At 54.3% G+C, this 23283-nt stretch carries 17 protein-coding genes; 3 read left to right on the plus strand and 14 right to left on the minus strand.

Going from position 1 to position 23283, the window contains the following annotated elements; translation table 11 throughout:
* Positions 1-410 precede the first annotated feature (410 nt).
* The 6 genes from VNZ65_RS11330 to VNZ65_RS11355 form a co-directional block, all read right to left on the minus strand.
* A complete protein-coding gene (locus VNZ65_RS11330) occupies positions 411-1028 on the minus strand; it encodes an energy transducer TonB (RefSeq protein WP_325668988.1) in 618 nt (205 codons plus the stop codon).
* 178 nt (positions 1029-1206) lie between these two features.
* Positions 1207-2643: a hypothetical protein gene (locus tag VNZ65_RS11335; protein ID WP_325668990.1), complete on the minus strand. Its 1437-nt coding sequence runs from the start codon at positions 2641-2643 to the stop codon at positions 1207-1209.
* Entirely contained in the window at positions 2640-4274 is a 1635-nt protein-coding gene (locus tag VNZ65_RS11340) for a VPA1262 family N-terminal domain-containing protein (RefSeq protein WP_325668992.1), read from the minus strand. The genes VNZ65_RS11335 and VNZ65_RS11340 overlap by 4 nt, the downstream gene beginning before the upstream one ends.
* A 72-nt stretch (positions 4275-4346) precedes the next feature.
* On the minus strand, positions 4347-5471 hold the full coding sequence (locus VNZ65_RS11345) for a HEPN-associated N-terminal domain-containing protein (RefSeq protein WP_325668994.1): 1125 nt from the start codon (positions 5469-5471) through the stop codon (positions 4347-4349).
* 85 nt (positions 5472-5556) lie between these two features.
* Positions 5557-6237: an SOS response-associated peptidase gene (locus VNZ65_RS11350; RefSeq protein ID WP_325668996.1), complete on the minus strand. Its 681-nt coding sequence runs from the start codon at positions 6235-6237 to the stop codon at positions 5557-5559.
* A 31-nt stretch (positions 6238-6268) separates the two neighbouring features.
* Positions 6269-9415, minus strand: a complete 3147-nt coding sequence (locus VNZ65_RS11355) for an error-prone DNA polymerase (RefSeq protein ID WP_414649104.1) — start codon at positions 9413-9415, stop codon at positions 6269-6271.
* 289 nt (positions 9416-9704) lie between these two features.
* On the opposite strand from VNZ65_RS11355, the gene VNZ65_RS11360 reads away from it, so the two are divergent.
* From VNZ65_RS11360 to VNZ65_RS11370, 3 genes are read left to right on the plus strand one after another with little or no spacing between them, the layout of a single operon-like run.
* A complete protein-coding gene (locus VNZ65_RS11360) occupies positions 9705-12422 on the plus strand; it encodes a type VI secretion system Vgr family protein (protein ID WP_325669001.1) in 2718 nt (905 codons plus the stop codon).
* The gene (locus VNZ65_RS11365) at positions 12419-14071 is read left to right on the plus strand and encodes a LysM peptidoglycan-binding domain-containing protein (protein ID WP_325669003.1); all 1653 of its coding nucleotides are present in this window, start codon (positions 12419-12421) and stop codon (positions 14069-14071) included. The genes VNZ65_RS11360 and VNZ65_RS11365 overlap by 4 nt, the downstream gene beginning before the upstream one ends.
* Complete coding sequence (locus VNZ65_RS11370; RefSeq protein ID WP_325669005.1) at positions 14068-14601, plus strand: hypothetical protein; 534 nt, start codon at positions 14068-14070, stop codon at positions 14599-14601. The genes VNZ65_RS11365 and VNZ65_RS11370 overlap by 4 nt, the downstream gene beginning before the upstream one ends.
* Positions 14602-14721: 120 nt before the next feature.
* Here VNZ65_RS11370 and VNZ65_RS11375 read toward each other — a convergent pair whose 3' ends face one another.
* From VNZ65_RS11375 to VNZ65_RS11410, 8 genes are all read right to left on the minus strand, one after another.
* Positions 14722-15243: a hypothetical protein gene (locus VNZ65_RS11375; protein ID WP_325669007.1), complete on the minus strand. Its 522-nt coding sequence runs from the start codon at positions 15241-15243 to the stop codon at positions 14722-14724.
* The gene (locus VNZ65_RS11380; RefSeq protein ID WP_325669008.1) at positions 15240-15890 is read right to left on the minus strand and encodes a glycoside hydrolase family 19 protein; all 651 of its coding nucleotides are present in this window, start codon (positions 15888-15890) and stop codon (positions 15240-15242) included. The genes VNZ65_RS11375 and VNZ65_RS11380 overlap by 4 nt, the downstream gene beginning before the upstream one ends.
* 2 nt (positions 15891-15892) lie before the next feature.
* Positions 15893-16159: a hypothetical protein gene (locus VNZ65_RS11385; protein ID WP_325669010.1), complete on the minus strand. Its 267-nt coding sequence runs from the start codon at positions 16157-16159 to the stop codon at positions 15893-15895.
* The gene (locus tag VNZ65_RS11390; RefSeq protein ID WP_325669012.1) at positions 16143-16502 is read right to left on the minus strand and encodes a holin; all 360 of its coding nucleotides are present in this window, start codon (positions 16500-16502) and stop codon (positions 16143-16145) included. Before VNZ65_RS11390 ends, VNZ65_RS11385 begins: the two co-directional genes overlap by 17 nt.
* A 62-nt stretch (positions 16503-16564) precedes the next feature.
* Positions 16565-17929 (minus strand): hypothetical protein, encoded by a 1365-nt coding sequence (locus tag VNZ65_RS11395; RefSeq protein ID WP_325669013.1) that lies wholly within the window; start codon positions 17927-17929, stop codon positions 16565-16567.
* 79 nt (positions 17930-18008) lie between these two features.
* Positions 18009-18662, minus strand: coding sequence for a hypothetical protein (locus VNZ65_RS11400; protein WP_325669015.1), 654 nt, complete (start codon positions 18660-18662; stop codon positions 18009-18011).
* A 280-nt stretch (positions 18663-18942) separates the two neighbouring features.
* On the minus strand, positions 18943-22665 hold the full coding sequence (locus VNZ65_RS11405) for a phage tail protein (RefSeq protein WP_325669017.1): 3723 nt from the start codon (positions 22663-22665) through the stop codon (positions 18943-18945).
* Complete coding sequence (locus tag VNZ65_RS11410; RefSeq protein ID WP_325669019.1) at positions 22662-23273, minus strand: tail assembly protein; 612 nt, start codon at positions 23271-23273, stop codon at positions 22662-22664. Before VNZ65_RS11410 ends, VNZ65_RS11405 begins: the two co-directional genes overlap by 4 nt.
* Between the last annotated feature and the right edge of the window lie 10 nt (positions 23274-23283).

Here is a 23283-nt window from a genome sequence, read left to right on the forward strand (position 1 = left end):
TATGAGTACCCCCAAGGGGTGCTTTTGATACCCCCGAAAGTACCCCCGATTTTTTGGGATGTCAATGAACCAACTGAGACGTCATGAAACGAAAAACCCGCATTCTCATAGTGAGATATGCGGGTTCTGGGACTTCTTAGATCTATTTGAAACTAATATCTGGCGGAGAGGGTGGAATCAACATATCTATTAGAAACAATCAGTTAAAATTAAATACCACAAAACATACCACAAAGAAAATAACCAGTGTTTCACTACCCTGGTGCCACCAAATCCTTGCCACCGGGGCTTGAATTCGAATACATCCCCCGGATTCGAATTCACGGTTCGATAAATCCCAAGGATCTCAATGTGGGCTTTCTTCAGATGGCGAAATGGTCTTCCATCTAACCTCACGGCTACCGGACAGGCTATGTCCTAGAAATGAGTCGTGCAAAGCCACTTCCGACGACAACGTGCCCATCATGCAAATTTATGCTCGGTGTGAAACTGCAGTTTTGAATAAATGCCACTGCGGAATCGATCGTGACTTGATCAACCGCGCTGTCCTCAATTTTAATTCCAAAAGGCCGGCCATCAACACCTGTTAGAAAGCGGACCAGCAATCCGTCTCCTTCCTTCGAATTTCTAAAGTCGATAAATCGCTCGGATTTAGCGCAGCTGCCAGTAATGATATATGAAGGAGACGAAGCTTGAACGTTATTCAATTTCCAAGAAGTTTTGATCTTATGTGTCTTTGCCGGAGCGTCATTTCCTGAACCAACTGGAAAGTGCAAATTTCTTGTTGATGCCACAGTCGCGTCGTCTAATATTTTCCACCCGCTACTTTTCGTAACCCTAACATTTTCTGCACGCCCTTCGTTGTTAAGATAGTACTCGACAACTACATCACCTTCTAACCCATAGCGTAACGCCTCCTCAGGATACGGAGGAGCTTGAGAGGTTAGTACTTGAGAAGACGTGCATGAAGCGAGAACAGTGCAGAGCAACACCAATTTTGAAAGTAGTATTCCGATATTTTTTTTCATGTATTTTCCTGAGTAAGCTCACTCTCACGATTGGACTCGAACCAAGTAGACGGGGGTATCACGGGGAATTGTGGGCTGAATTTGTCTATGACTAGATTCTAATCATCCCCCTGAAATCCCCTAATTCTTCCCCCGATTCCTCCCCCAAGCTTAATTGCTCATCGGCTATTGCAGTCAACTACGCACTAGGTGACTCACGATGATGAATATCATAGTAAAGATAGCGAAGGCGGGCATATGGGGCGGCGTCTGGCTGGATAGCAGGAGGAAGCAGATTTGCATCAGATACCCTTAGCTCCATCGCATGCCGCACCAGCCGCAGGCGGGACAATAGCCTGTTCCGCTCAGTGGTGAGGTCTGAAGCCGACTCGAACCACTGTTGCTCTATCTGCTCCACGATTTTCGTGAGCCTCGCGTCCTCCTTGTCAAGTTCCGGGCCCGACAATTGCGAGTAGTACATCGATACAGGGTAATCTAGTGCGCAACTCGCGGGCGCGAACAAATATGTCTGCTGCTCGCCCTTAGCATAGTTCCATTCGTCCCAACGTGCGAAGGCAATAGACCACATTATTTTGGCCTTGGATGCTTCAACACGACTGGCAAATCGAGCCATAATCTGCGCCACCGGCCCCGCCGCCGCATGGGAATGCCCCAAAGACAGGGCCTGTACGAACGCAAACCAATGCCCTTCCTCTAAATCTACAAGTGCGTCGGCCAACGCACTCCCCGCGTTCGACTCGCTGTGAGGCGATCTGTACAAAGCCAGCATCCATCCAACCCAATCCGAGGTTTCAGCAACTTGTACGAGTATTTGCCGTAACAGATCGCCCCAGACCTGTGTCGTACGGTCGATCTTTGGACCGCATGGAATGTCTGAAATACTGACGAACTTGAAAGACCCGAGTGGGACGTCGAGCGCGAAATGGGCGGCGTTCTCCCTTAAGCTTCGGCACACGAACATTGAAAAAAGAACCTCGTCTTTCTTGGACACTGCTATCGCCAGCTTACCTGGCACCAATTTCCACAAGAGGATGACAGCCGCCGACAGGTCGGAACGAAATTCTGGCATCACTTGTGGAAGAATGTAACCCAGCCCTCTATATTCACCTTGCTGCGTTGCCACTTTTAGATCCTGAGCCAAATTAGGAAAGCGCCGATCAACTCCCCCAAATGGGCCGACATTCGCATTCTCAACGAGTCCCAGCAAAGCATCCTCCATCTCGTCGCCATCTAACAGGGCAGCTATATTTTCAAGCCCCGCAGAGTCGGCATCTAGGGCTTGTACCGATGTCAGCAAAGCCTGAAGCTCGATGAGCGCGTTAGTCTTGTTCGAATTCCAATTGCGCAAGCCGGTCAAAATCCAGCGCACGGCGGCTTCCCAGCGAGCCATCGACGCGGAGTCTGGCATGATCCCGTCTCGAACTAGTGGTCCAAGAAATTGGAATTCTGCATAAACTGATTGCGCTAGCGATTGAGTATCCAGAGTACTTAACGGCCCGTCCGTACTGCGCACTTGGCTAACGAATTGCTGGAGGGACTTGGGCTGCTCGGCGGGACCGACTCCGTTGGCCATTCGGAACGTGGCCCTGGCTAGCTCTTTGGCTTTCAACGTCATGGTTTCTTCCATACAAGATAGTCAGGGGCTGCAAGTGTGTTCCAAAGTTCCAGAAACGATTGCCGAATTAGCTCGCCGTCAGAGACCTTTTGCAGGATATGATGCTTCTTGCCCAAGCTGTTGACGGAGGCTCCAAGGGACCATGCGCTGGCGCCACCAGCTGCTCCCGGAAATATAAGGAAACGGTCATGGAAAGACCACCCGGCCCTTCCTCCGCGGCTGCGGAACTCCAGATTCAAGCCTGCGCAATTGCCCTGTGCTTCTTCCATGAGCTCCTGTTGTTCTACCTTCCAGGGACGACCAACTTTCCCTTCAGTAGCTACACCTTTCCTGCAGCTTGACACTTTTTTCCCTGATGACAGTGCCCTCAGATCTGCGCCTGGATGTGGACAAAAGAAGAGCGTATTTAGTACATCCTTAGCATTGAGAAAAGGGTCCCAAATCCAGGCACCATTCATTCCGTGTTGTTCAAGTAGCCAGCGAATATCGGCAAAGGCTTCAACGGGGCCTGCATTTGACGGCCTTCCATACTGAACGAATTCCTTGCGCTGCTGGAGCGCGTGAAGGCTTTCTCTGAACACTCTTCGAGAACGCCAAGGTTCACGTGGATTGCCGGTCGGCATGTCAGTTACGACCCCACGCGGATTCGACTCGTGAAGGATCTTGCTGATCGGCTCGAGCTTGCCATCGACCCCAGGCACCTTAAAATCACGCGTTTCAGAATTCATCCCCGAAATCGTCACGCTTACCATCCCGCGACCGCCAAAGAAAGCTGTCTGCGCTGAGGCGCCGAGAATCACCTTATTACAGTCGTCCCATACAACATACCGCGCGCCCATACGCTGCGAGTAAAATGGAAACTTGGCAGGCCCACCGTCAACAGCGGTCGATGCGAAGTCTTCCATCGTGCCGTCCTCGTACATCTCCCAAGATATTCGCAACGGGCGCGGTTCGGCGTTTGGATGCCAGGTCGGCTCAAGCGGAAAGTCACTTTCTTGCTGGCCACCTACTTTTGTCACGACTACAGTGACTGGTAGCTGGATTAAGACATTTCCCAACCTGTCCGACAACCCGTCAATTCCTATCGGAACGCACGGACGAATGAGCGCTGCGAGTTCGGCGAGCAACTTCGGCTTATCCAATAGAAAACGTACATCGTTCTTTGTAATATCGAACATCTCGAGGACATGCGAACCATCCCAGTAGTTATTTTTCAGTACACCGTTCCAAGGATGTGGCCGATACGAGTCCGCAGGTACGAACTGCGGCGGCACCGCGATGAGATTTCCTACTTCCAAGGTGGCGGCGCCAGGTTTCCAAGTTCCGCTCGTCCCGAAGCGACGAAGGGCTTCCAGCACCTGCTCTGGCGCTACGCGGTATCTCACGACGCCAAACTGCCAAGCGGTCCCACGTAGTTTAATGGGCGCCGAATTGATAAAGGACGGTGCAGTTTGCGATGTCGCAGATGGTTCACCTGGCTCAGCGACTAACAAACTTAGGAAATTTCTAGCTGGAGTGCCGGCCTGGTAGCCGACAATCTCGGTCACCTCAAAACTTCGATACATCCCAACCACGCCAGGGACAAGTAACTTCTCCAAATGGTCAATTTGCTCCTTCATTCCCCAAGCCATTACATTTTCCCCTTACCTCGTTGGTTCAACCCTGTTGCACTATGTGTATTGGACATTGTAGAACAATGAAGTTTATAGCCTAGTCCGAACTGAATGCATATAGTGGAGCCAAGGCGCGGACCGGGCTCCCCATTTTCGTATCTCGAGGCCCAGATCGACCAGATTGGCGAAAAGCGCTACATTCCATCCAGTAGGGTGAACGGTACTTCCGTAGGCGACACCGTCAAGTCTTCCATTTTCAAAATCAAAGTCACGGAAAAACTCTGTCACTACTTGAGACGGCAGGTAGTCGACATGAACTCGTTGATCGCGTTCGACCGGAGTCATAACGTCTCTGGCAAACCGATGGAGGAAAATCAACTCAAGCCGCTCGTTCCTAGCGGTATCTGAAAAAATTCCTGGCACGTCTGGTAGATCACGCAAGTCAAGCACCCGCAGCGGCCTTGCGGCCACCCACTGGCCGACTCGGGCTTCGCGTGCCCGCGTCTCCTTAAGCGCCGTCTTGGCGGAAGATGCAAGATAGAGCATTGGAATACCGGGAGGATTCATTCGATTGCTTTGCAGAGCGAACTCCTCGGGCGGCGGACCAAAACTAGCTGCGCAAACCCTTTTCCCTTTGGCGAGATCAGGACGAGCCCGCCATAGCTTGGTGTTTATAGATAAATCGCGAATTAGTCCAATTCGCTCACTCGTTATCGCAATCGCTGCCAGGAGAGACAGTGCAGTATAGGAGTCACGATCATCTGCACCTTCAGAATGAAAGAAAAATCTCCGCTTATGCTTAACAGTCTCGCAGAAGCTTTCCCAACTGGCTCCAAGCGCGACATCATGATCTAAGGTTAGCCAATCGTAGTCGCACCATGCCTCGTCAGTGAGTCCACCTATAATTGCGTAAAAAAGACGATTGCGATTGTCACGGGGAAGGAACAGCCCTACTTCGTCGCTTAAAAGTTCGCCCGTGTTCCATGTGGTACCTTGATACCCTCCTTCAGCGGATTCATACGGCAGTTGTTCGACTGCAAATCCCCAGTAATTTTTCAAACAAGACTCAATACGCTCGCAAATTTCGGATAACTTGCAGGTCGGCGAATCAAATTTTCCACACGCATCACATCCCCTACGTCCGTTGGCCTCGCGCACCCAAGAACGCAAGTCTTTATCATCGAAGCAGGAAGAACAAACTCGGTTTATAGCCACTCAATATCCTCTTGCAATCAGTATCGAAGTTCAGCAGCGATGCCCTAGTTAAGTGCATACCTATCAGTTACGCGAGACGGAGGAATCAAAATAGATCCAGGTTGTCCGGTAGGGCTTCTCTTTTTTGTTTTCTTTCCTTCGGTGCGGGAACTGCATTCATCAACTCAGCCGGAAACTGCTGGAGATATGCACGGGCTCTCTCTGGATCCCGGCATGAAAGCCAGTCGTCATACTCGCTTGGACATAGGATCACCAATGACCGCTTCTCGTCATTCTTTTTGTGAAATCGTTTCATCAGCGGATGCTCGTCGGCATTGATCGTTATTTGCGTAAATGCCCAGGAGGTCCCGCCATCGTGCTCCTGCCATTGGCGATAGATACCTGCCACCGCAAATGGTGATTCGTCAGCCATTCCGATCTTCCAACGGACGTGCTCCTCACCCTCCCAATTCGGCTCATAAAATGCGTGCATAGGCACCAGGCAGAGATTGCCGGCGGTCCAGTATGGTTTATAGCTTCGCAGCTGGCCGATCGTTTCGGCTCTGGCATTCATAGTGCTAAACGCCTCGCCCGGCCGCATGTGCTGCTTAGGTAGCATGCCGTAGTTCGCAAGCAGTCCCTGGCGCGCTCCGTCAGCATTGTGGACAATTATCGGTCCCAGGTAGTCCTTGTACAGCTCGCCACGCCACTCCACGTCGGGGTCCATCTGGACATCGAAAGTGTCGTATAGAATTTCTCTCGATACTGTTTCGTAATTTACACACATAGGCCACCTCCCGCTGCAGGTCACAGTCGGACTAGGAAAAGTCCCGGCTGTGGGTTTCCAGCTCGCCCAGTAGATGCGACAAATCGACCAGCCGCATCGCCACCAGGTGCCGCACATTGCTATGGCACTGCCATTTACCGTATACGCCCAACAGGGACGCGTTCAACAATTCCTTGCGCTGCTTCTCGACCAGATTCGGCCAGACGATGACGTTGACGTTTCCTGTTTCATCCTCCAGCGTGACGAAAATCACCCCTTTCGCCGTCTCCGGGCGTTGCCGTACCGTTACAATACCGCATCCGCGGGCTAGTCGGCCATCCTCGAATTGATTCAATATCACTGCCGGCAAGAAGCGCATCTTTGCCAACCGAGTGCGCAGCAAGCATAGTGGATGTCGTCCGAGCGTCAGCCCCAGGTGGTGATAGTCCGACACGATCGTTTCAGCCTCAGACGGTGCCTCCAGCAGCAGCGGCTCTTCCAGAATCGGCGCCGCCCGCAGCAAGCCTTTGTCAGGCACGCCGGCCACAGCTTGCCAGACCGCCTGCCGTCGATTCCCCACCAAGGGCTCTAGCGCGTTAGCGCCGGCCAACGCTTGTAAGTGACCGGCATTCAACCGAGCACGCCTAGATAAATCACCAATATCGCTAAAATACCGTACTGCCCTCGCCTCCTCGATGCGCCAGCCAGCGTCGCGCTCCAGACCCCGAATGTTGTTTAATCCGAGCCTGACCGCGGCTCCGCTACCCGCGATTGGCTCCAGCTTTGCGTCCCAGGTGCTATTGCAGACGTCGACCGGGCGAACCACTACCCCATGCCTGACCGCGTCTTGCACCAGGGATGATGGCGAATAGAACCCCATGGGCTGAGAATTCAATAGTGCCGTGAGAAAGGCCGCCGGCTCATGGCATTTGAGCCAGCTGCTTGCATAGGCGAGCAGCGCGAAACTTGCCGCGTGCGACTCCGGAAACCCATATTCTGAGAACCCCCGAATTTGTCCAACGATCGAGGTTGCAAACTCGGTCGAATACCCTCGGTCGGCCATGCCGGTCATGAGCTTGTCCTCGAATTGTTCCAAGCCTCCTTTTCGCTTCCAGGCGGCCATTGCGCGGCGAAGTCGATCCGCCTCACCAGCTGAAAACCCAGCAGCCACCATGGCAATCTGCATTACTTGCTCTTGGAAAATTGGAACTCCCAGCGTGCGCGAGAGAACTGCCTCCATTTGGGGGCTTGGGTAGGTCACCGGATCAATACCTTGGCGCCGCCGTAGGTACGGATGGATCATGCCGCCTTGAATCGGGCCAGGCCGTATGATTGCCACCTCGATTACGAGGTCATAGAAACAGCGCGGCTGCAGCCGCGGCAGCATCGACATCTGCGCCCGACTCTCGATCTGGAAAACGCCCACAGTATCTGCTTGCGAGATCATCTCGTAAGTAGCCGGGTCCTCCGCGGGAATGTCACGGAGTTCAAACGCTTCCCCGCGCTGCTCAGCAACGAGCTCCAGGGCGCGGCGAATGCAGCTCAGCATACCCAGCGCCAGAATATCGATTTTGAGTAAGCCGACGGCGTCGAGGTCGTCCTTGTCCCATTGCACAATAGAGCGCTCAGGCATCGCCGCGTTTTCGATTGGCACCAAGCGAGAAAGCTTTGTGTGGGATATGACGAATCCGCCGGGATGCTGGGACAGATGTCGCGGAAAGCGCATCAACTTATCGGCCAATGCACCCCACATTTCCGATATGTGGGAATCCGGATTAAAGTCGCACGCCAGCAGCCGCTCTCGCAGATCGGCCTTCCCACCCCAGCCATGGCCAGCCTTTGCTACTCTGTCGACAACCATGGGGTCAACGCCAAGTGCTTTACCGACGTCCCGCAGCACGCTGCGCGGCCTATAAGAAATGACGACCGCGGTCAGGGCGGCGCGCATGCGACCGTATTTTTTATAGATGTACTGGATCACCTCTTCGCGCCGCTGGTGCTCGAAGTCAATGTCGATGTCTGGCGGCTCGTTACGTTCCTTGGAAATGAAGCGTTCGAACAAAAGTGTGCCGCGCGCCGGATCAACCTCCGTCACACCAAGGCAATAACAGACCGCGCTGTTTGCGGCCGATCCCCGACCTTGGCAGAGAATTTGCTGAGCACGCGCGAAACGAACGATGTCGAAGACAGTCAGGAAATAGCTTTCGTATTGCATTTCCGCGATCAGCGCGAGCTCGTACTCCAGTTGGTTCTGAACGTTTGCGGGCACACCGGCCGGGTATCGTGCCTGCGCGCCAATGTAGGCTTCCTTACGCAGATAGCTTGTCGGCGTTTCCCCCTTGGGAATCAGTTCCTCTGGATATTCATATCGCAGCTCATCAAGCGAAAACTGGCAAAGCTTGGCGATGCGAACAGATTCATCTAGTGCTTCGCGCGAATATAGATTGCCCAGCCGAAGCCGTGAGCGCAAGTGCTGCTCAGCATTCGGAGGAAGGTGGTAACCGCATTCGGTGAGCGGAATACCCAACCGGATGGCCGTCATGGTGTCTTGAACGGGCTTAAATGAGCGCTTGTGCATACAAACGTCGCCGGTCGCCACGACGGGCAAGGCGAACTCTTCCGCCGCCGCAGTAACCCGCGCCCGGTGCCGTTCGTCTTGCGATTGAAGATGTAACGCAAGAGCGACACGCGCGCGGCCTGGTGCGCACTGAGCCAACCAGGCAACTTGGCGCCGAAGCTCCTGGCTGCCGACGCCATAACTTGGAGCCAAAATCAACTGGCAGTCCGGCAAACCCTTCAGGTGAACTAAGTCGTCAGAGGGTTCGGTGAGATCCCGCGGCCTGAGCAAATAATGGCCTTTCTCCGCCCGCATGCGGGCGACGGTGATCAGTTCTGAAAGGTTTCCGTAGCCATTGCGATTCGTCGCTAGAAAAATCACCGTGAACGCCGGGCTGCCGTCCTCCGGCGTGATGAGTATCTGGCTACCGACCACCAAGTGCAACCCTACCCGCTTGGCCTCCACATGTGCTTTCACCACGCCGGCAAGCGTACATTCATCCGTCACGGCCAGGCCAGCATATCCCAGCTGGGCAGCACGCTGAACTAAGTGCTCCGGCGCCGAAGCTCCTCTTAAAAATGTGTAATGACTGAGACACTGAAGCTCAGCATAGTCAGGGAGAACTGGCGGGACGGTAGACATAACGGCCAATTGCATATGCCACTTGCCAAGGTTATGTTCCCTTGGCTTATTATGACAACAGCAACATCTTTATACTGTATGGATATACAGTATAGCGCACTGCAAAGAGAAGACAAGTAGACCTCAAAGCCACACCATAAATCGGAAAAATGTTAATTTTTGCAAAAAACCATCGAACCGCTCAAAGTTGCTCGCAGTTATGATTTAATAAGATCTTATCAAGTAGAATGCCCTGTCTACATCCAGGCAAACCGTTTATTGGGAACGCTTCAATTTCGAGGTATCGCGCATGAGTAGCTTGCTGCAATCCCTGTCCGCCTTGATCCAGGGCCGGCAGAACAACCGTGTTCTCCGCCTCTCCTTCCCGCACGACGACGGTCCGCAAGCGCAGCTGCTGGTCAACAAGCTCGATGCCGTCGAAAGCCTGTCGCGCGATTTCGGCTACACCGTGGAGCTATTGTCCGATGAGGCCGAGCTGGCCCTGAAGGATCTGCAAGGCAAGCTGTTCTGTGTAGAACTGGTGAGAGCCGACGGCAGCCTGCGCTACTTCACCGGCTACTGCTTCGAGTTCCGCCTGCTCCGCACCGACGGCAATATCGTCTTCTATCAAGCCAAGCTGGGACCCTGGACCCAGTACCTGCGCCTGCGCAAAGACAACTACATCTTTCACGGCAAGACCCTGCGCGAACAGATCGACAGCATCTGCGCCGATTACGGCACCTTGCCCGATTGGGATTATCGTGTCAGCGGCACCGATCCGGTCATGACGGACGCGATCCAGTTCGATGAGAGCGACCATAACTACGTCCACCGTCGCCTGGAAGCGGCCGGCCTGCTGTACTACTACGAGCACAGCGACAAGGGCCATAAACTCATCATCACCGATGACTCCACCCAGGCCGCGCCCATCGACGGTGGCGCAGAGATCCGCTTCCAGCGCCATGGCGGCGCCTTTGAAGAAGACGGCATCGGCGAGTTTTCTCCGGTGCGCCAGATCGTTCCCGGTTCCGTCTCACTCTCCGGTTTCAATTTCAAAAGCCCGGTGCCGATCAATGCCGGCGTGCCAACCCTGAACAAGCAGGGCAATGTGCAGGATGTTGAATCCTACGAATATACCGGCGCTTATGGTGTCAAAGGTGCTCAGGATGCCGACAAGCTGTCACGGCTGCGCATGGAAGAGATCGAAGCCGCAGGCAAGCACTTTGAAGCCGCAGGCAATAACCGCTACGTGCTGCCAGGACGTTGGTACCGCCTTACCGGCCATTTTTCCAACAGCCCGTTCGCCAGCCACGAAGACGCCGGTAAGAATGAATTCCTGATCATCTCGGTGCACCACATCGCTAGCAACAACTACTTGCAGCAGGCCGACCAGAAGGCCGAATACCGCAATGAACTGACCTGCCTGCGCAAGACCATCCCCTGGCGTCCGGGCCGCAACTATCACAGTGTCAACACCAAGATCCAAGCTCCGCAAACTGTCACCGTGGTCGGTCCTTCCGGTCAGGGCAGCGTTCACACCGACGAATTCGGCAGGATACGCGTGCAGTTCCACTGGGACCGCATGGGCAACAACGATGAACGCAGCTCGGCCTGGGTGCGTGTCGCCAGCGCATGGGCTGGCGGGCAACTGGGCGCGAAGTCGATCCCCCGCGTGGGTTCGGAATGTCTCGTCCAATGGCTCGATGGCAATCCCGACCGTCCCATCGTCACCGGCAGTGTCTACAACCAGCGCAATATGCCGCCATGGAAGCTGGCGACCCAGCAGTCCCTGATGGGTTTCAGAAGCCGGGAACTGACGCCCAACGGTGGCAACCAGGCTGGGGGCAGAAGCAACCACCTGATTCTGGACGACACTAATGGAAAAATTCAAGCCCAGCTGAAGAGCGATCACCAGCACAGCCAGCTGAGCCTGGGCAGCATTACCCGGATTGAAGACAATGCGGGGCGCAAGGATGCGCGTGGCGAGGGCTGGGAGCTACGCACTGACGGGCATGGCGTGGCGCGTTCGGCCAAGGGCATGTTGATCACCACCGAGGCACGCAGCAATGCGGCTTCGCATATCAAGGACATGGGGGAGACGGTCAGCCGCCTAACTGCGGCGCGCGACCAGCATGAAACGCTAGCGGACACCGCAGAACAAGCTGGTGCTCAAGATAAACAGGGACAGCAGGCAGACGTTGCAAAAGTCCTGAAGACGCAAAATGAAGCGATCAAAGGCAGCGGCGCCGGCGACGACGGCGCCTTCCCTGAGTTGTCGGAGCCGCACCTGGTGCTGGCCAGCCCGGCCGGCATCGAAACCACGACCGCTCAATCGACCCACATCACCAGCGGCGTACATACCGCCATTACCTCCGGCAAGAGTCTATCGATCGCCAGCGGTGATAGCGTGTTTGCCAGTATCGGCAAAACCTTTCGATTGTTTGTGCAAAAAGCCGGGATGAAGATGGTAGCTGCTGCCGGCGACGTCGACGTCAAGGCTTTGAAAGACAGCATCAACCTGCTGGCCAAACTTAATATCACCCATACGGCAAACCGCATCACAATCACGGCAAAAGAAGAAGTGGTGATCAACGGCGGCGGTAGCTATGTCAAATACAATGCTGGTGGCATCGAGCATGGAACGAATGGCGCCTATGTGGCGCATGCAGCCTCACACAGCCTGCCAGGGCCGAAGAACTTGCCCTTTGTGATTCCTGATCCCACGATAGGCGGCCCGCCCTACAGCCTGCGTTGGAAGGCTGTTAGCGCCGTTGACAGCGCACCTGGCCAAAGTGTCGATGTAGTCGCGCGCGAATTCGGAGCAACCGGCGCTGCGATTGTGGCCAATACCGGCGGCGACGGAAGAAATGATCGACATAAGGACGAGGATACACCGACGGTGTATCAAGCACTGCTGGGCAGCGGTGACTGGGTAGTACATACCAGCCTTGCAGACGACCCGCAACAACTAGAAACGGCAGATTGGCACGACCAAGAAGCTTTGGACCCCGATGAGGATTCAGCATGACCACCAGCTATACCGTTCGACGAGGCGACACACTCACGAAAATTGCAAAGCTGCACCACTGTACTCCGCAGGCCATTGCGGAGTTGAATGATTTATCCAACATCAATTTGATTCACGTCGGGCAGCACCTGCAGGTACCTGCGGCACAAACTCCAGAACCTCACCCTGCGTCAGGACATCACGAGCAAACTCCCCAGGAGCGCACACTGTTCATGCAGTTTGTGGACGTGCTCAACCAACCGATCAAAGATCTAAAGGTGATGTTGCATTTGGACGGAGAAACGGTCGAACATGTCACCAACAGCGAAGGGGAAGTACCGCCCGTCGATGTAAAAAGCGAGTCCAGCAAGGTGAAGGTCGAGGTCAAGACCGTCACCGGGAAATCCAAGCATATCGCCACGGTCAGCCCCAGGGGCGATAACACCTATGTGCGATTGCACAGTCCCAAGCTGGCTGTACAATCGCAACTACGTACCCACGAAGGCAAGCCCCCGGCTCCCGTAACACCGCCATCAGCGGTGCCAGTCCCGGCTCCTCCAGCAGCCACTGCTACGTCACCCGCGACCGACACTCCCGCCAGCTCAGCAACAAAAACGACCACGCCACCTGGCACCGTCACCGACACTCGCTCAGCGGCAGGCCATCCAGTGCAAGAAGTTTCGCTGGAATGCCCAAACAAACTGAATTTGAGGTTAATACAGAACTTCACTTATCACGACTACATTGTCGCTGCGGGCAATCGAGCCGGACTCATTCCCCAGGCCATTGCGGCAATCATGAACGCCGAGGCAGCCACCATTTTTGAGATAGTGGAAGAGCCACAAAAAGATAAAAAAACCGGGAAACCTCTACTTGATAAAAAGGGAAAGCCTGTCGTCAAGAAGAAGCGCAAAGACACTTTTGTGTGGGATCCCAACTCAGCATCGTCACTATCGTCAGCTCGTGGCATGACGCAATTCTTGGACGCGACCTGGATCGATTTGGCTTTGACCGAAGGCACATTTTTAAATGCCCGTGCAAAAAAGGAAGGATGGGTGACCACCACTACGGTGACCATCAAGCATAAGAAAGGCGACGAGACCAAAGAGATTCAAGCATTCAAACTCGAAAATGGATCGCTTGTCACGCCAAAACTCACGCCCAAAAAAGGCACCATAAGCATCGCTAGACAACTTTCCTCCAAGCCGTATCTAACAAAAAGAGCTACGGCCAGCGATGGGAATCTGCAAAAAATCCTCGACTTGCGATTTGAAGCCGAATACGCAATTCACACAGCAGTAGACTATGCCATGCAGAATCTGGCGATGTTGAAGAAGGAAAAATTTAAGCTCGACGCTCTCAACGACGGCGAAAAGGCCAAAATAGCATATCTGGCTCACCACTTGGGACCGACGGATGTGAAAGCGTTTATCAATGACACCATGACGGCTGCGCATGCAAAATATTTGCTAGAAAATCAGGTTGGTGTAGATGGTGCAGCTGACAAAGCTGAAAAATCCAACGATGATTATCTGTTAGCACACAGAACCTGGCTCAATGGTTTTATCAACGATCGAATAAGTATAATTAAATACATGTGCAAGACGGACGATGCTCCGAAAGTTAGAGAATTATTGGAAATTACAATTGCGATCAGGGCAACAGCATGAAATCGATGAGAGTTCTTATTTTTATATTTATTTGTTCTTTGACGCATATCGGTTTTGCAGAAGATGGTCAAAAATCAAACCTCAAAGACAGTTTAATCAAGGATGAATATCCGTCCCAATTTGGGATGATTCAACTTACCAATGATGGCAGCGTTGTTTTAAATGGGAAAATACTACTGAAGGGTAATTCTGAAAAGGACGACTTTGGGACGACGATCGACTATTCGGCTGTAGATTTCCAAGTTAATAAAAATTCTCCAGCAATAGAGACGAAGCGATATGGCGACAGAAAATACTTCAGCAAGCAAGTCTATCGGCTAGTTTTAGTCGGCAGGTCTCAAAATCCAGTTTTTTATAGAATAATGGATTTAACAGGCAAGGAACCGTATATTTCTGACAAGTTCGGAAAAAATGATCATTGGGCCAATAACTATAAAAGTACAAAATGGGGGAAAAAACAATCCTTGATCAAATTAGATGGGGGATATGAATACACATACACTGCTGGCAAAGGTGTCGAAGAGAATTGATCCAACGCTTCAAAGACTTGACACTGCGCAGCGCTCCCTGAACGCGCCGCGGAAACCCTGGCTTGCTTCGGAATCGGCATCTACACGTGGTTCGCGCAAAGCGTCGGAGGCTCGGTGATTTTACTTGTTATTTGCGTTAGTGACCGATTGAAGTTGCCGATAATGCTCACGCAGCCCCAGAGCTAGCTCCCGCCAGGCGCGGCAACCGGTGGCGTTGGAGACCTCGACTTCAGCGACTTGAGCAAGCGAAATTCCGGCGGGTTCTCGGTCAGAATCGGCGGCAGATCCGGGATCGATACCTGACCAGGCGGCGTCGTAGAGGCGCACGAAGCCAGCATTGACAGCAAAACGAGCGGCGTCAGCCGACGTAACGTAGATAGGCACTTGCTTTTCAATTGTTTCACCTTTGGCATAGACGGTTTTGATGCGGTCGACATACTTGATCTGTGTTTGGGTGATGACCAGCTGCTGCGCTTTCGCAATCCCAACGCTGCGCTGAGCCTGTTCGGCGAGGTAGGCAAGGTGCTCCTCCCCTTTCACCTGCTTACCCTTGTTGTAGCAAATGGTGCCGAACACCGCCGCAGCTGAAACCAGCACCAGCCAGCGCGACCACCACGGCAAAACCACGTTCAAGAGATTCATGCTCCCCCCAATGCTGACCTGCAGCACGTCCACCGCGCGCGCCGCGCGGCCAGGCTATCGGCAGTGATGCCGGCGCCGTTGATTCGGGTCGACAGGCCATCGAAATCACCGCGATCGACGTAAGCGTTGCCGCCGATCGACAGCCAGAACCAACCGGCCGAGCGTGCAGCTAACTTTTTATCGGTCACGAGCAGCTCCGGCTGTACCAGAAGATTGACGCCCAGCGCCGCAGAGCACGCGGCGTAGTTGTCGTGAAACGTGATCTGCTTCAGCCCGCCGCCGCGATAGCGCCAGCCATCACCACTTGCCGCATCACCGTTGCCGTAGCGGCTTGCGTAGACGATATTGGCAATCCGAATCTGGCGTTCAATAGGAACGGCCCTTTCACCTGGCTGCCGGCCCAGAACTGCGGCGTTGGCAGCAATTCGTTTCCCGAATGTAGTAATCAGTCCTTGCACCGAGTAATCAAAGGACTCGGACGTCCGCGACAATGCGGCGCTTTCATGTCCGATTTGGGCAATGAAAGCCGCTGCCCTGGCTGGGGTATTGATACCAAACTCGATCAGGGCTGCGTTTAGCGGCGCAACCCAGTCTGTTGCCCGCGCAATCGGGGTGAGCAACGCCATTGAGAGCTGAATAGGTGTCAAGATCATTTCCTTCCCTTGCAATTGCACTTGTGCCACCGGCGCCAAAACCACACCGCCAGAATGGCGACAGCAACGTTAGACAGCACTTCAGATTGTTCCGCCCAGAAGCCAAGCGCATCCGGCCGCATGACGTTCACGAAAGACGTGATCGCGACCAGCGACAAAGCGAATGTGCCGAACACATGAGTTTCCAAGTGCTTGTTCAGAACTGCCCACAGGCAGAACGCCACAAGCACCAGGTTGGCCACCGTATTAATTAGTTGGATCATTGCTCGCTCCTAGGTAACGGCGCTTGAGCGCGCCGATGATGTCGGCTTCGTTGATTTCTTTGAACACTTCGCGTGCTGTGGCGAGCGCAAATAACCCCACCAGAAATTCGACACCGGAATGCGTACGGCTGCCAGTAATCGCGAACCACTCGATCAGGATAGGCGCGACGTAGATGGCGCATGCCAGGCCGGCGGCAAAGCTCGACAGCTTCTGCCACCAATTCAACCCCTCTCCTAGAAATTTCAATGCAACGGCAGATCCAACGGCACCGGGCAATAGCGGTAACAAATATTTAGTCACCGCCATCCAGGTTGCCGCAGCAAAGCTAGTTGGTTCTGGCATGTCAGTCCTTAAAATGCGAAAAGCCACCCGTAGGTGGCTTTTTCATGGTTGGAATATTGGAACTACACTGCTTTTACAATAATGCGCGCGCGCCCATCATCTTCGATCGCCACGACTTTCCCGACTGCAATCATGTATTGATCAATGTTCGGACTTCGCACCGCGATGCCTTTAATACCACCGGCATCTGCAACCGGAATAATGTAGTCACCCGGCGCAGCACCGAGCACATTGACAGGAACTTGACCGCAGAAAGCCATTCGGTCGACCTGCTTTCGAACGGTCTCGATCCGCTCGTGGAAAATTGCCATCTCTTGATCGTATTTTTCCTGTCGCGCGCCCCAATCCGCATCTGACTCAGGGGCTTTGGCTGGGAAATCTTCAGTAGCCTCTGCTCCTTCCATCCGAAAAATTGGTGTCGGCGGCACACCAACAATTCCAGCGTGGCCCCAAGTATCGCCCCCGACATAGGACGGATCAGTAGATTTCACCAGGAAGCTGAGTGCCTCAGAAAATGAATTTGTCAGTTGTCCGGACGCATTGAGGCCAGCAATTGCACCTTTCTCAATGACAAACTCTCCGGCCTTCGTCATATATTCGGCGTAGTCGGAGCCCGATGCGTTGATCGTCGAGGACGCACTGATCGATCTCCCTGTGCTGCCGCCAACATATAAACACGACGCTGATTGATTTGCCGCACCTACACCCTGCGATACCGCCGGAACAACGGCAATGGTGTTGTTCACCTCGAACATGCTCCCGCCCATGACTCGGCTTGCATTCGGAGAGATGACAATGCCTGGAGCATTTGTATCGATATGCATAATGCATGTGTAGGCATTCGCATTATTTCGGTATCCAAATTGCAGCCACCTGTTGACTGTGGATCCGTCCCATCGCGCTTGTATCTCAGGCCCCCAGCCGGTTCCGTACAATACCCGATAGGCATACTGGTTCACTGCATAAAATGTATCTGTCGCCTGAAGAACACCAGTCAAGGTAAGGTTGTATGCGGCCCCACCCGATTTTGGCACCGCCGCATTAGCGGTGTTTTGGGCAGCAGCGGCATTCGCAACCCCTAAATCTGCGCGTGCTTGCGCCGCCGTAATGGAAGCCAAAACATCGGGGAACTGCAGCACAATTCCTCCGTATGAATTGATCAATACGGCCACTTGCGTCGACAAGTCCGCAATGATGCCTTGCGTCTGGAAAATCCCATAATCCGCCACAGCCGCCGTAGCGCCTCGATATGGCGTCGCGAGTGTTACCGACGTTGCGCTGACGACGGCATCAATCTCGTAAAGCTGAAAGTCCGGCCCCAAGAGCGCAAATCCCTGTTTGATGTTGGACACGAAATCTGTCCCGCTCCCAGTGATCGCCTTGCTGCCGTTGGTAACTGCAATTTTTCCTACTTTGTACCAGCCCATATAAATCCTTTAGACGAAAAAAAGATCACTCGAAAGCGACCGTTGAAGTGACGAAATAATTTATCCAGTAGCGAAACCGTCAGAGCCCAGTTAAATCGACAAGCAACAAATCCCCCCCGACCGACTGGGTCATATTCTGACTGGCCACTCCCACGCTAACCTCGTGAATGTACACAGCATTGCTTGTTACTCGGCAGCTCTCAACTTGCGCGAATCCTGCCCCGCTGGGACTTCCCATATAACGCATTCTGGGATTTGTCATGACAAACCCCCAGTTCCCCGCCGGCACATTTGCATAGAAGAAGCCGTTGTTGGAATTGCCGCTGGACGCGACCCCGGGTAACAATTGCGCAATCTTCAGATTGAAGCTGCTCGAATCAAATGACAGGGAACCGTCCGGCCCAAACACTTGCAAACCGAAGTTTCCCGGTGATGGCGGCCCTTTGTCGAACAAGTACCACTGAAACGGCGTACCGGGCGGACTCACAGCGTCCTGAACAAACTCAAACGTAAACGCGCTCCCGGATTGGCTCACTCTCCAAATAGCGATACCTAAATTCTGACTCTTGATGACAACAATCGGGGACACCCCACCCACCGAAACTGAGACTGTTCTGCCCGCCACGGCATCCGGGAACGACAGCGCCCCAGATTGTTTGAACACGTAGTTAAAATAGTCCTGATCGATCTGGGCCACCCCAGAATCGCCGAACACTTGTAAGCCAGCTGCCATCAAAACACTCCGTAAATAATCATCGTGTTGAGCCGCACTGGCGCTCCACTGGAATATGACCAGCTGAGAGTCGTTCCACTAATCCCGATGCTGGCTGGCATGGCGCCACCGGTTTGCGTTGCGCGCTGAATAAAGAAAGGTGTTCCAGTCAAAAAGCCAGCATGCGCAATGCTCCCATCAACCGCGCCGGTTTGAACGATCCCGAGGATCCTGGCAAGCCGGTCGCTCACTTGCAGAGTCAGGTTGCCTGCCGCATCCCATATTTGAAGTCCTTGAGGCATTACCAGAGCCCCAATCGCACACGCAGTGTGCCATTGCCGTCATACACCAGCACTTGGGACGAATTAATTACCAGGCGCGCCTGTCCAGTGCCATTCATTTGAAAGGTCCCATTCTTATCCAAAATCCACACAGGTTGTCCGGTGTAGGAATTGACCGCGGTTGATTGAATCGTGTTTCCGATCATCGCATTGGTGATCCAGCCTGTGCCAATCAATGCCTGAGAAATGAACACCTGTCCGCCCTGCACGATAAACGGCGACGTCACGGTGGTTCCATTGACATCAAGGACTGCGAAACGATCGGCAGCCACAACAAACTGAGACTGAAAAACGCCACCATTGTTTTCGATACCCAGTCCGAAGCTCGCCGCATAAGTCTTGCCAGTCGGCGCATGCACCTGCATCTTGACGGTGTACATCGTCGTCAATTTTCCGTCAGTGGTTGCGCTCGCCGACAATGCCGTTTGTGCCGTAGCACTGGCACTGCCGGCGACAGCCTGCACGCTGTCAATTCGCGAACTAAGAGCACCGTCAGCAGTGGACCGCGCTGTGGACTCGGAAACGATCGCAGCTGCGTTCTTACCAATCCTTGCCTGCAGCTCGGTCCGCGTTATTGCTACGGCTGAGTTAGCCGACACGAGAGCCTTTATCTGCGTCGCCGCCAAGGCATCCGCATCAGCACCGGCATTTGCCTGGACAGAATCAATCCGCGAGCTCAACGCCCCATCTGCATTCGCTCTTGCCACCTGCTCGGAGAGAATGTCAGCCGCATTTCCTGATGCTTTCGCACTAACCGCATCAATCCGCTGTCCCAGCGCCGAATCGGCAGTGGTGCGTGCTGTGGTCTCGGAATTGATTGCCGCAGTATTGTCATTCGCTTTTGACACGACTGTATCAATTCTGGACGCAAGCGCCGAATCTCCGTCTGCCCGGGCGGTTTGTTCTGTCTTTACCGCTGACGCATTGTCATTCACAGAGGCGGTCAGCAATGTGATCTGATTTGCAAGCGATTCGGTTTGACTTTGCCGTATGGTCTGCTCGGTAGTGATGGCGGCGCCGCGCAGCTTAGCCTCCTGCAGCACCGCGTTGTTGGCTGCAATCGTCGCCTTCAATTGCGTGGCCGCTAGGCCATCCGCGTCACTCTCCATTCTGGCAACGATTGTGGGAATCTGTTGGATCGGCTTCAAGAGCTCTTTACCCAACTCCGATTCGGTGATTTGTCCTTTCAAATAGTCAAGAATTGGTGATGCATCGCTGCTGCTCTGACCGTTCACACCGGCGCCCGCTGGATAAAACGCACCCTCGTTTCCTGACCGATCAACGAGTCGTGCCCAAAAAAACAGCGATACGCCAGCGGCCAGCCCTGGCATCGTATTGGAGTTTTGTGGATACGCGAAGTCGGCCAGCTTCGCAGCGTCCGCACGGTCCGGTGTGCGGCTAAACCAGATTTCCGTTCGCTGCGTGTCCGATGCACCCTGCGCCGGGAAACCCCAGCTCAGGCCGATGCCCATCACCAGCGACGTGGCGATAAGCGAGGTCACCGTTGGTGGCGGTGTTGTTTTCCCGGTCAACTGGGTCTCTGGCGCATAGGCCGGCGTGGAACGCACGTCCATCGGGTTGATCGCCCGCACCCGCGCGTTGTACCGACCGGCGTAGATTCCCGGCACCTCGACCGTCAGCTGGCCAGTCCGCGGCAAGGAGATCCAGTTACCATCATCCTTCTTCCATTCTGCCTGATAGGCAATCGCTGCCCGCGCCGCCTCCCAGGAAATCGACATCATCGTCGATGCGATTCCCTGATGCGTGACCTGAAAGCTGCCAATGGTGACGTTCGCCGGCGGCGGCTGAACCGAAGGAGGGATCACCGTGATCGGTGGTGCCTCGATGCGCGTGCCGTTGTCGATATAGTCATATTTCCCGGATTCGTGCTGCACTGCGGTGATCTCGAAGGTCAAGTCGCCCTTGTCTTTGACACTTAGCACGCGGAATTTCTGCGCGACCAGGTCGATATTGTCGACGGACCAGACCGACTCTGCCACCGGCGTCAAGCTCCAGCTCTGCGTTACCGTCACGACATTGCCAACCACCGATTGCACGATTCTGGTTTCCGGTACCGCCGTCGGCAACATGCAGGTGATCTTGTCGCCAACGGCAATCACCGGCGCCTTGTCGACCGTCACCGAGCGGTCCGTCGCCGAACGGATGCGACCACCGTTACGGCGCCCCATCCGTACCGGATCTACAATGCGAATGATTTTTCCGGGCGCGGCACGCAAATATTCGAGCCCGGTTGAGAACGTCAGAACATCAGTCTCCGTATTGGAGGTCAGCAACGCCCATGATCCGTGCCGATGTGCCTGCGCCTGTGAGGTACATCCGATCGGCGCCAGCTCAATTTGCTGGATGCCGTATCGCCGCAATCCATCGCGGTCGACTACCGGTTCAACCTTTTGTCGGCCGCCGTCGGTATTGTCGTTCCAGCTCACCAGTGCGACGGTGTAGCGTTGCGTTTTCGGGCTGCCGGCGCGCGAGAACTTGCCGTCGATGACATTGGCTGCGGTATAGGTATAGACCGGATCGTCCGGCATATCCGCGCTGATGACGATGCGGCTGCCGGCCCAATAGGCCACGCCGTGAAAGATGCCTGCAATGTCCTGCACCAGCTTGTAGGCCGCGACACGTTGCTGCAGGTACACATTGCACGTATAGCGCGGCTCCTTCCCGCCCTTGCCGTCGGACACCAGCACGTCGCAATATTGGGCGATCCGGTACAGTTCATACCGGTCAACCTGGGCGGCCGTGATCCGCCGGCCGAGCCCGTAAATGTCATGCAAGATCAAGTCGTACAGGATCCACGCCGGGTTGTTCGTATAGGCCACCTTGAATGTGCCGTCCCAGATCCCGGTGTAGGTTCGTGCCGACGCATCGTAATTGGTCGGTACGCGGATAATCCGACCCCGCATGTGGAACGAGCGCACCGGGATATTTTGAAACTGGGATGCATCGATCTGAATACCGACAAGCGCCGCCATCGGATAGCGAAATTTGGCGTCGATGATCTCCGTCACCGACACGACATTGGTACGGTCCGCGACCGTGGCGCTATTGGCATTCGGCGTAATCCGCCGCACACGCATCGTCCAGCCAATACTGGCTTTCGGGAGCTCTACCCGATGGCTGCGCTCATAGGTTTGAGTTGTTTTGCCATCAAAGGCCGTCTGCAGCACCGGTACATAGCTACCGTTGTCGGTAGACAGCTCGATCGCATACTCAACACGATAGCCGTTGATGTTGCCGTTGCTGGTGTCCGTCTTGCTCAACCCCTGTACGGACAGGCGCACCCGCACCGCCGACAACTGCGTATTGGTGATCGACCTGGCCCAGGGTGTTTCCGATTTCAGCTCGACACTGACGCCGACTTCGTTCTCGACCGAAGGAAAGCCGGCAATCGGCTCCTGCGTTTGCGTCCCGGGCCTAAAATCGACTGTCACGTTACTGAAATTGAGCGAGCCATCCGGATTTTGCACTGGCGTGCCGCCGAGCAGCACCGATTGCAAACCGTTGACCGGGCCGACAATTTCCCCGGTCGAGATCAGATCTAGGGTCTTGGCCTTGGAAATGCTATGCAGGCTATCAGGCGATTCAATTGGCGCGCTGCTGCCGCCGCCGCCCTTGCCGCCTCCGGAGCCGATAATGTCCTGGCGTTCCAGTATTGTTGTCATTGTTGATCCTCTGCATAAATGCCCCCAGACACCACCACGGAACCTACAATCGCCTCCCCATATAGCAAGGGTTCTGGGTTTCCCTGCGCCTGCGTGTTGACCGCACCATTCATGTTGTACGACGCCCCGTTATTCGCGCTGTCCTTTGATCCAAGACCGGTTTGCTGAGGAGATAACATTTGCACGACACCCCCGAGCATCATTGCATAGCCCATTGGGGCCAACCCTTGAAGACCTGGATAAAAGGAGGCGACAACGAGAATGGCGCCCACGATGACCTGAAATATGCCTGCTCGCTTGCTGCCCTGCAAAATGGGTGCAATGCGGATCTCGTCGCTGCCAATGGGACAATCTAGTTGGTCTTTCGAGATATTTCGACTGCCTAAAAAACATGAATAGGCGATGCCGCGATCGGCACTGCTCATCAGCTCCCGTTCGAAACCCGGCAGCATTGAACACAGCGCGCGGATCGCATCACCGGTGCTGCTGACCGCAAAACAATGCACGCGACCAAACTGCGTTCCCAGCTTTCCGTACAGTCGGATAGTGCGAATTTTTTCCATTGCATTACCAAAAAAAAAAGCCAGCACGCGGCTGGCTATAGACATAACCGCTTAC

The sequence above is a fragment of the Collimonas sp. genome (assembly GCF_035566555.1).
Taxonomy (GTDB): Bacteria; Pseudomonadota; Gammaproteobacteria; order Burkholderiales; family Burkholderiaceae_D; genus Collimonas.

Excerpts from the sequence above, each read along its gene's own strand:
- VNZ65_RS11330 (WP_325668988.1), bottom strand. The coding sequence starts at position 1,028 with ATGAAAAAAAATATCGGAATACTACTTTCAAAATTGGTGTTGCTCTGC.
- VNZ65_RS11335 (WP_325668990.1), bottom strand. The coding sequence starts at position 2,643 with ATGACGTTGAAAGCCAAAGAGCTAGCCAGGGCCACGTTCCGAATGGCC.
- VNZ65_RS11340 (WP_325668992.1), bottom strand. The coding sequence starts at position 4,274 with ATGGCTTGGGGAATGAAGGAGCAAATTGACCATTTGGAGAAGTTACTT.
- VNZ65_RS11350 (WP_325668996.1), bottom strand. The coding sequence starts at position 6,237 with ATGTGTGTAAATTACGAAACAGTATCGAGAGAAATTCTATACGACACT.
- VNZ65_RS11355 (WP_414649104.1), bottom strand. The coding sequence starts at position 9,415 with ATGTCTACCGTCCCGCCAGTTCTCCCTGACTATGCTGAGCTTCAGTGT.
- VNZ65_RS11360 (WP_325669001.1), top strand. The coding sequence starts at position 9,705 with ATGAGTAGCTTGCTGCAATCCCTGTCCGCCTTGATCCAGGGCCGGCAG.
- VNZ65_RS11365 (WP_325669003.1), top strand. The coding sequence starts at position 12,419 with ATGACCACCAGCTATACCGTTCGACGAGGCGACACACTCACGAAAATT.
- VNZ65_RS11370 (WP_325669005.1), top strand. The coding sequence starts at position 14,068 with ATGAAATCGATGAGAGTTCTTATTTTTATATTTATTTGTTCTTTGACG.
- VNZ65_RS11375 (WP_325669007.1), bottom strand. The coding sequence starts at position 15,243 with ATGAATCTCTTGAACGTGGTTTTGCCGTGGTGGTCGCGCTGGCTGGTG.
- VNZ65_RS11385 (WP_325669010.1), bottom strand. The coding sequence starts at position 16,159 with ATGATCCAACTAATTAATACGGTGGCCAACCTGGTGCTTGTGGCGTTC.
- VNZ65_RS11390 (WP_325669012.1), bottom strand. The coding sequence starts at position 16,502 with ATGCCAGAACCAACTAGCTTTGCTGCGGCAACCTGGATGGCGGTGACT.
- VNZ65_RS11395 (WP_325669013.1), bottom strand. The coding sequence starts at position 17,929 with ATGGGCTGGTACAAAGTAGGAAAAATTGCAGTTACCAACGGCAGCAAG.
- VNZ65_RS11400 (WP_325669015.1), bottom strand. The coding sequence starts at position 18,662 with ATGGCAGCTGGCTTACAAGTGTTCGGCGATTCTGGGGTGGCCCAGATC.
- VNZ65_RS11405 (WP_325669017.1), bottom strand. The coding sequence starts at position 22,665 with ATGACAACAATACTGGAACGCCAGGACATTATCGGCTCCGGAGGCGGC.
- VNZ65_RS11410 (WP_325669019.1), bottom strand. The coding sequence starts at position 23,273 with ATGTCTATAGCCAGCCGCGTGCTGGCTTTTTTTTTTGGTAATGCAATG.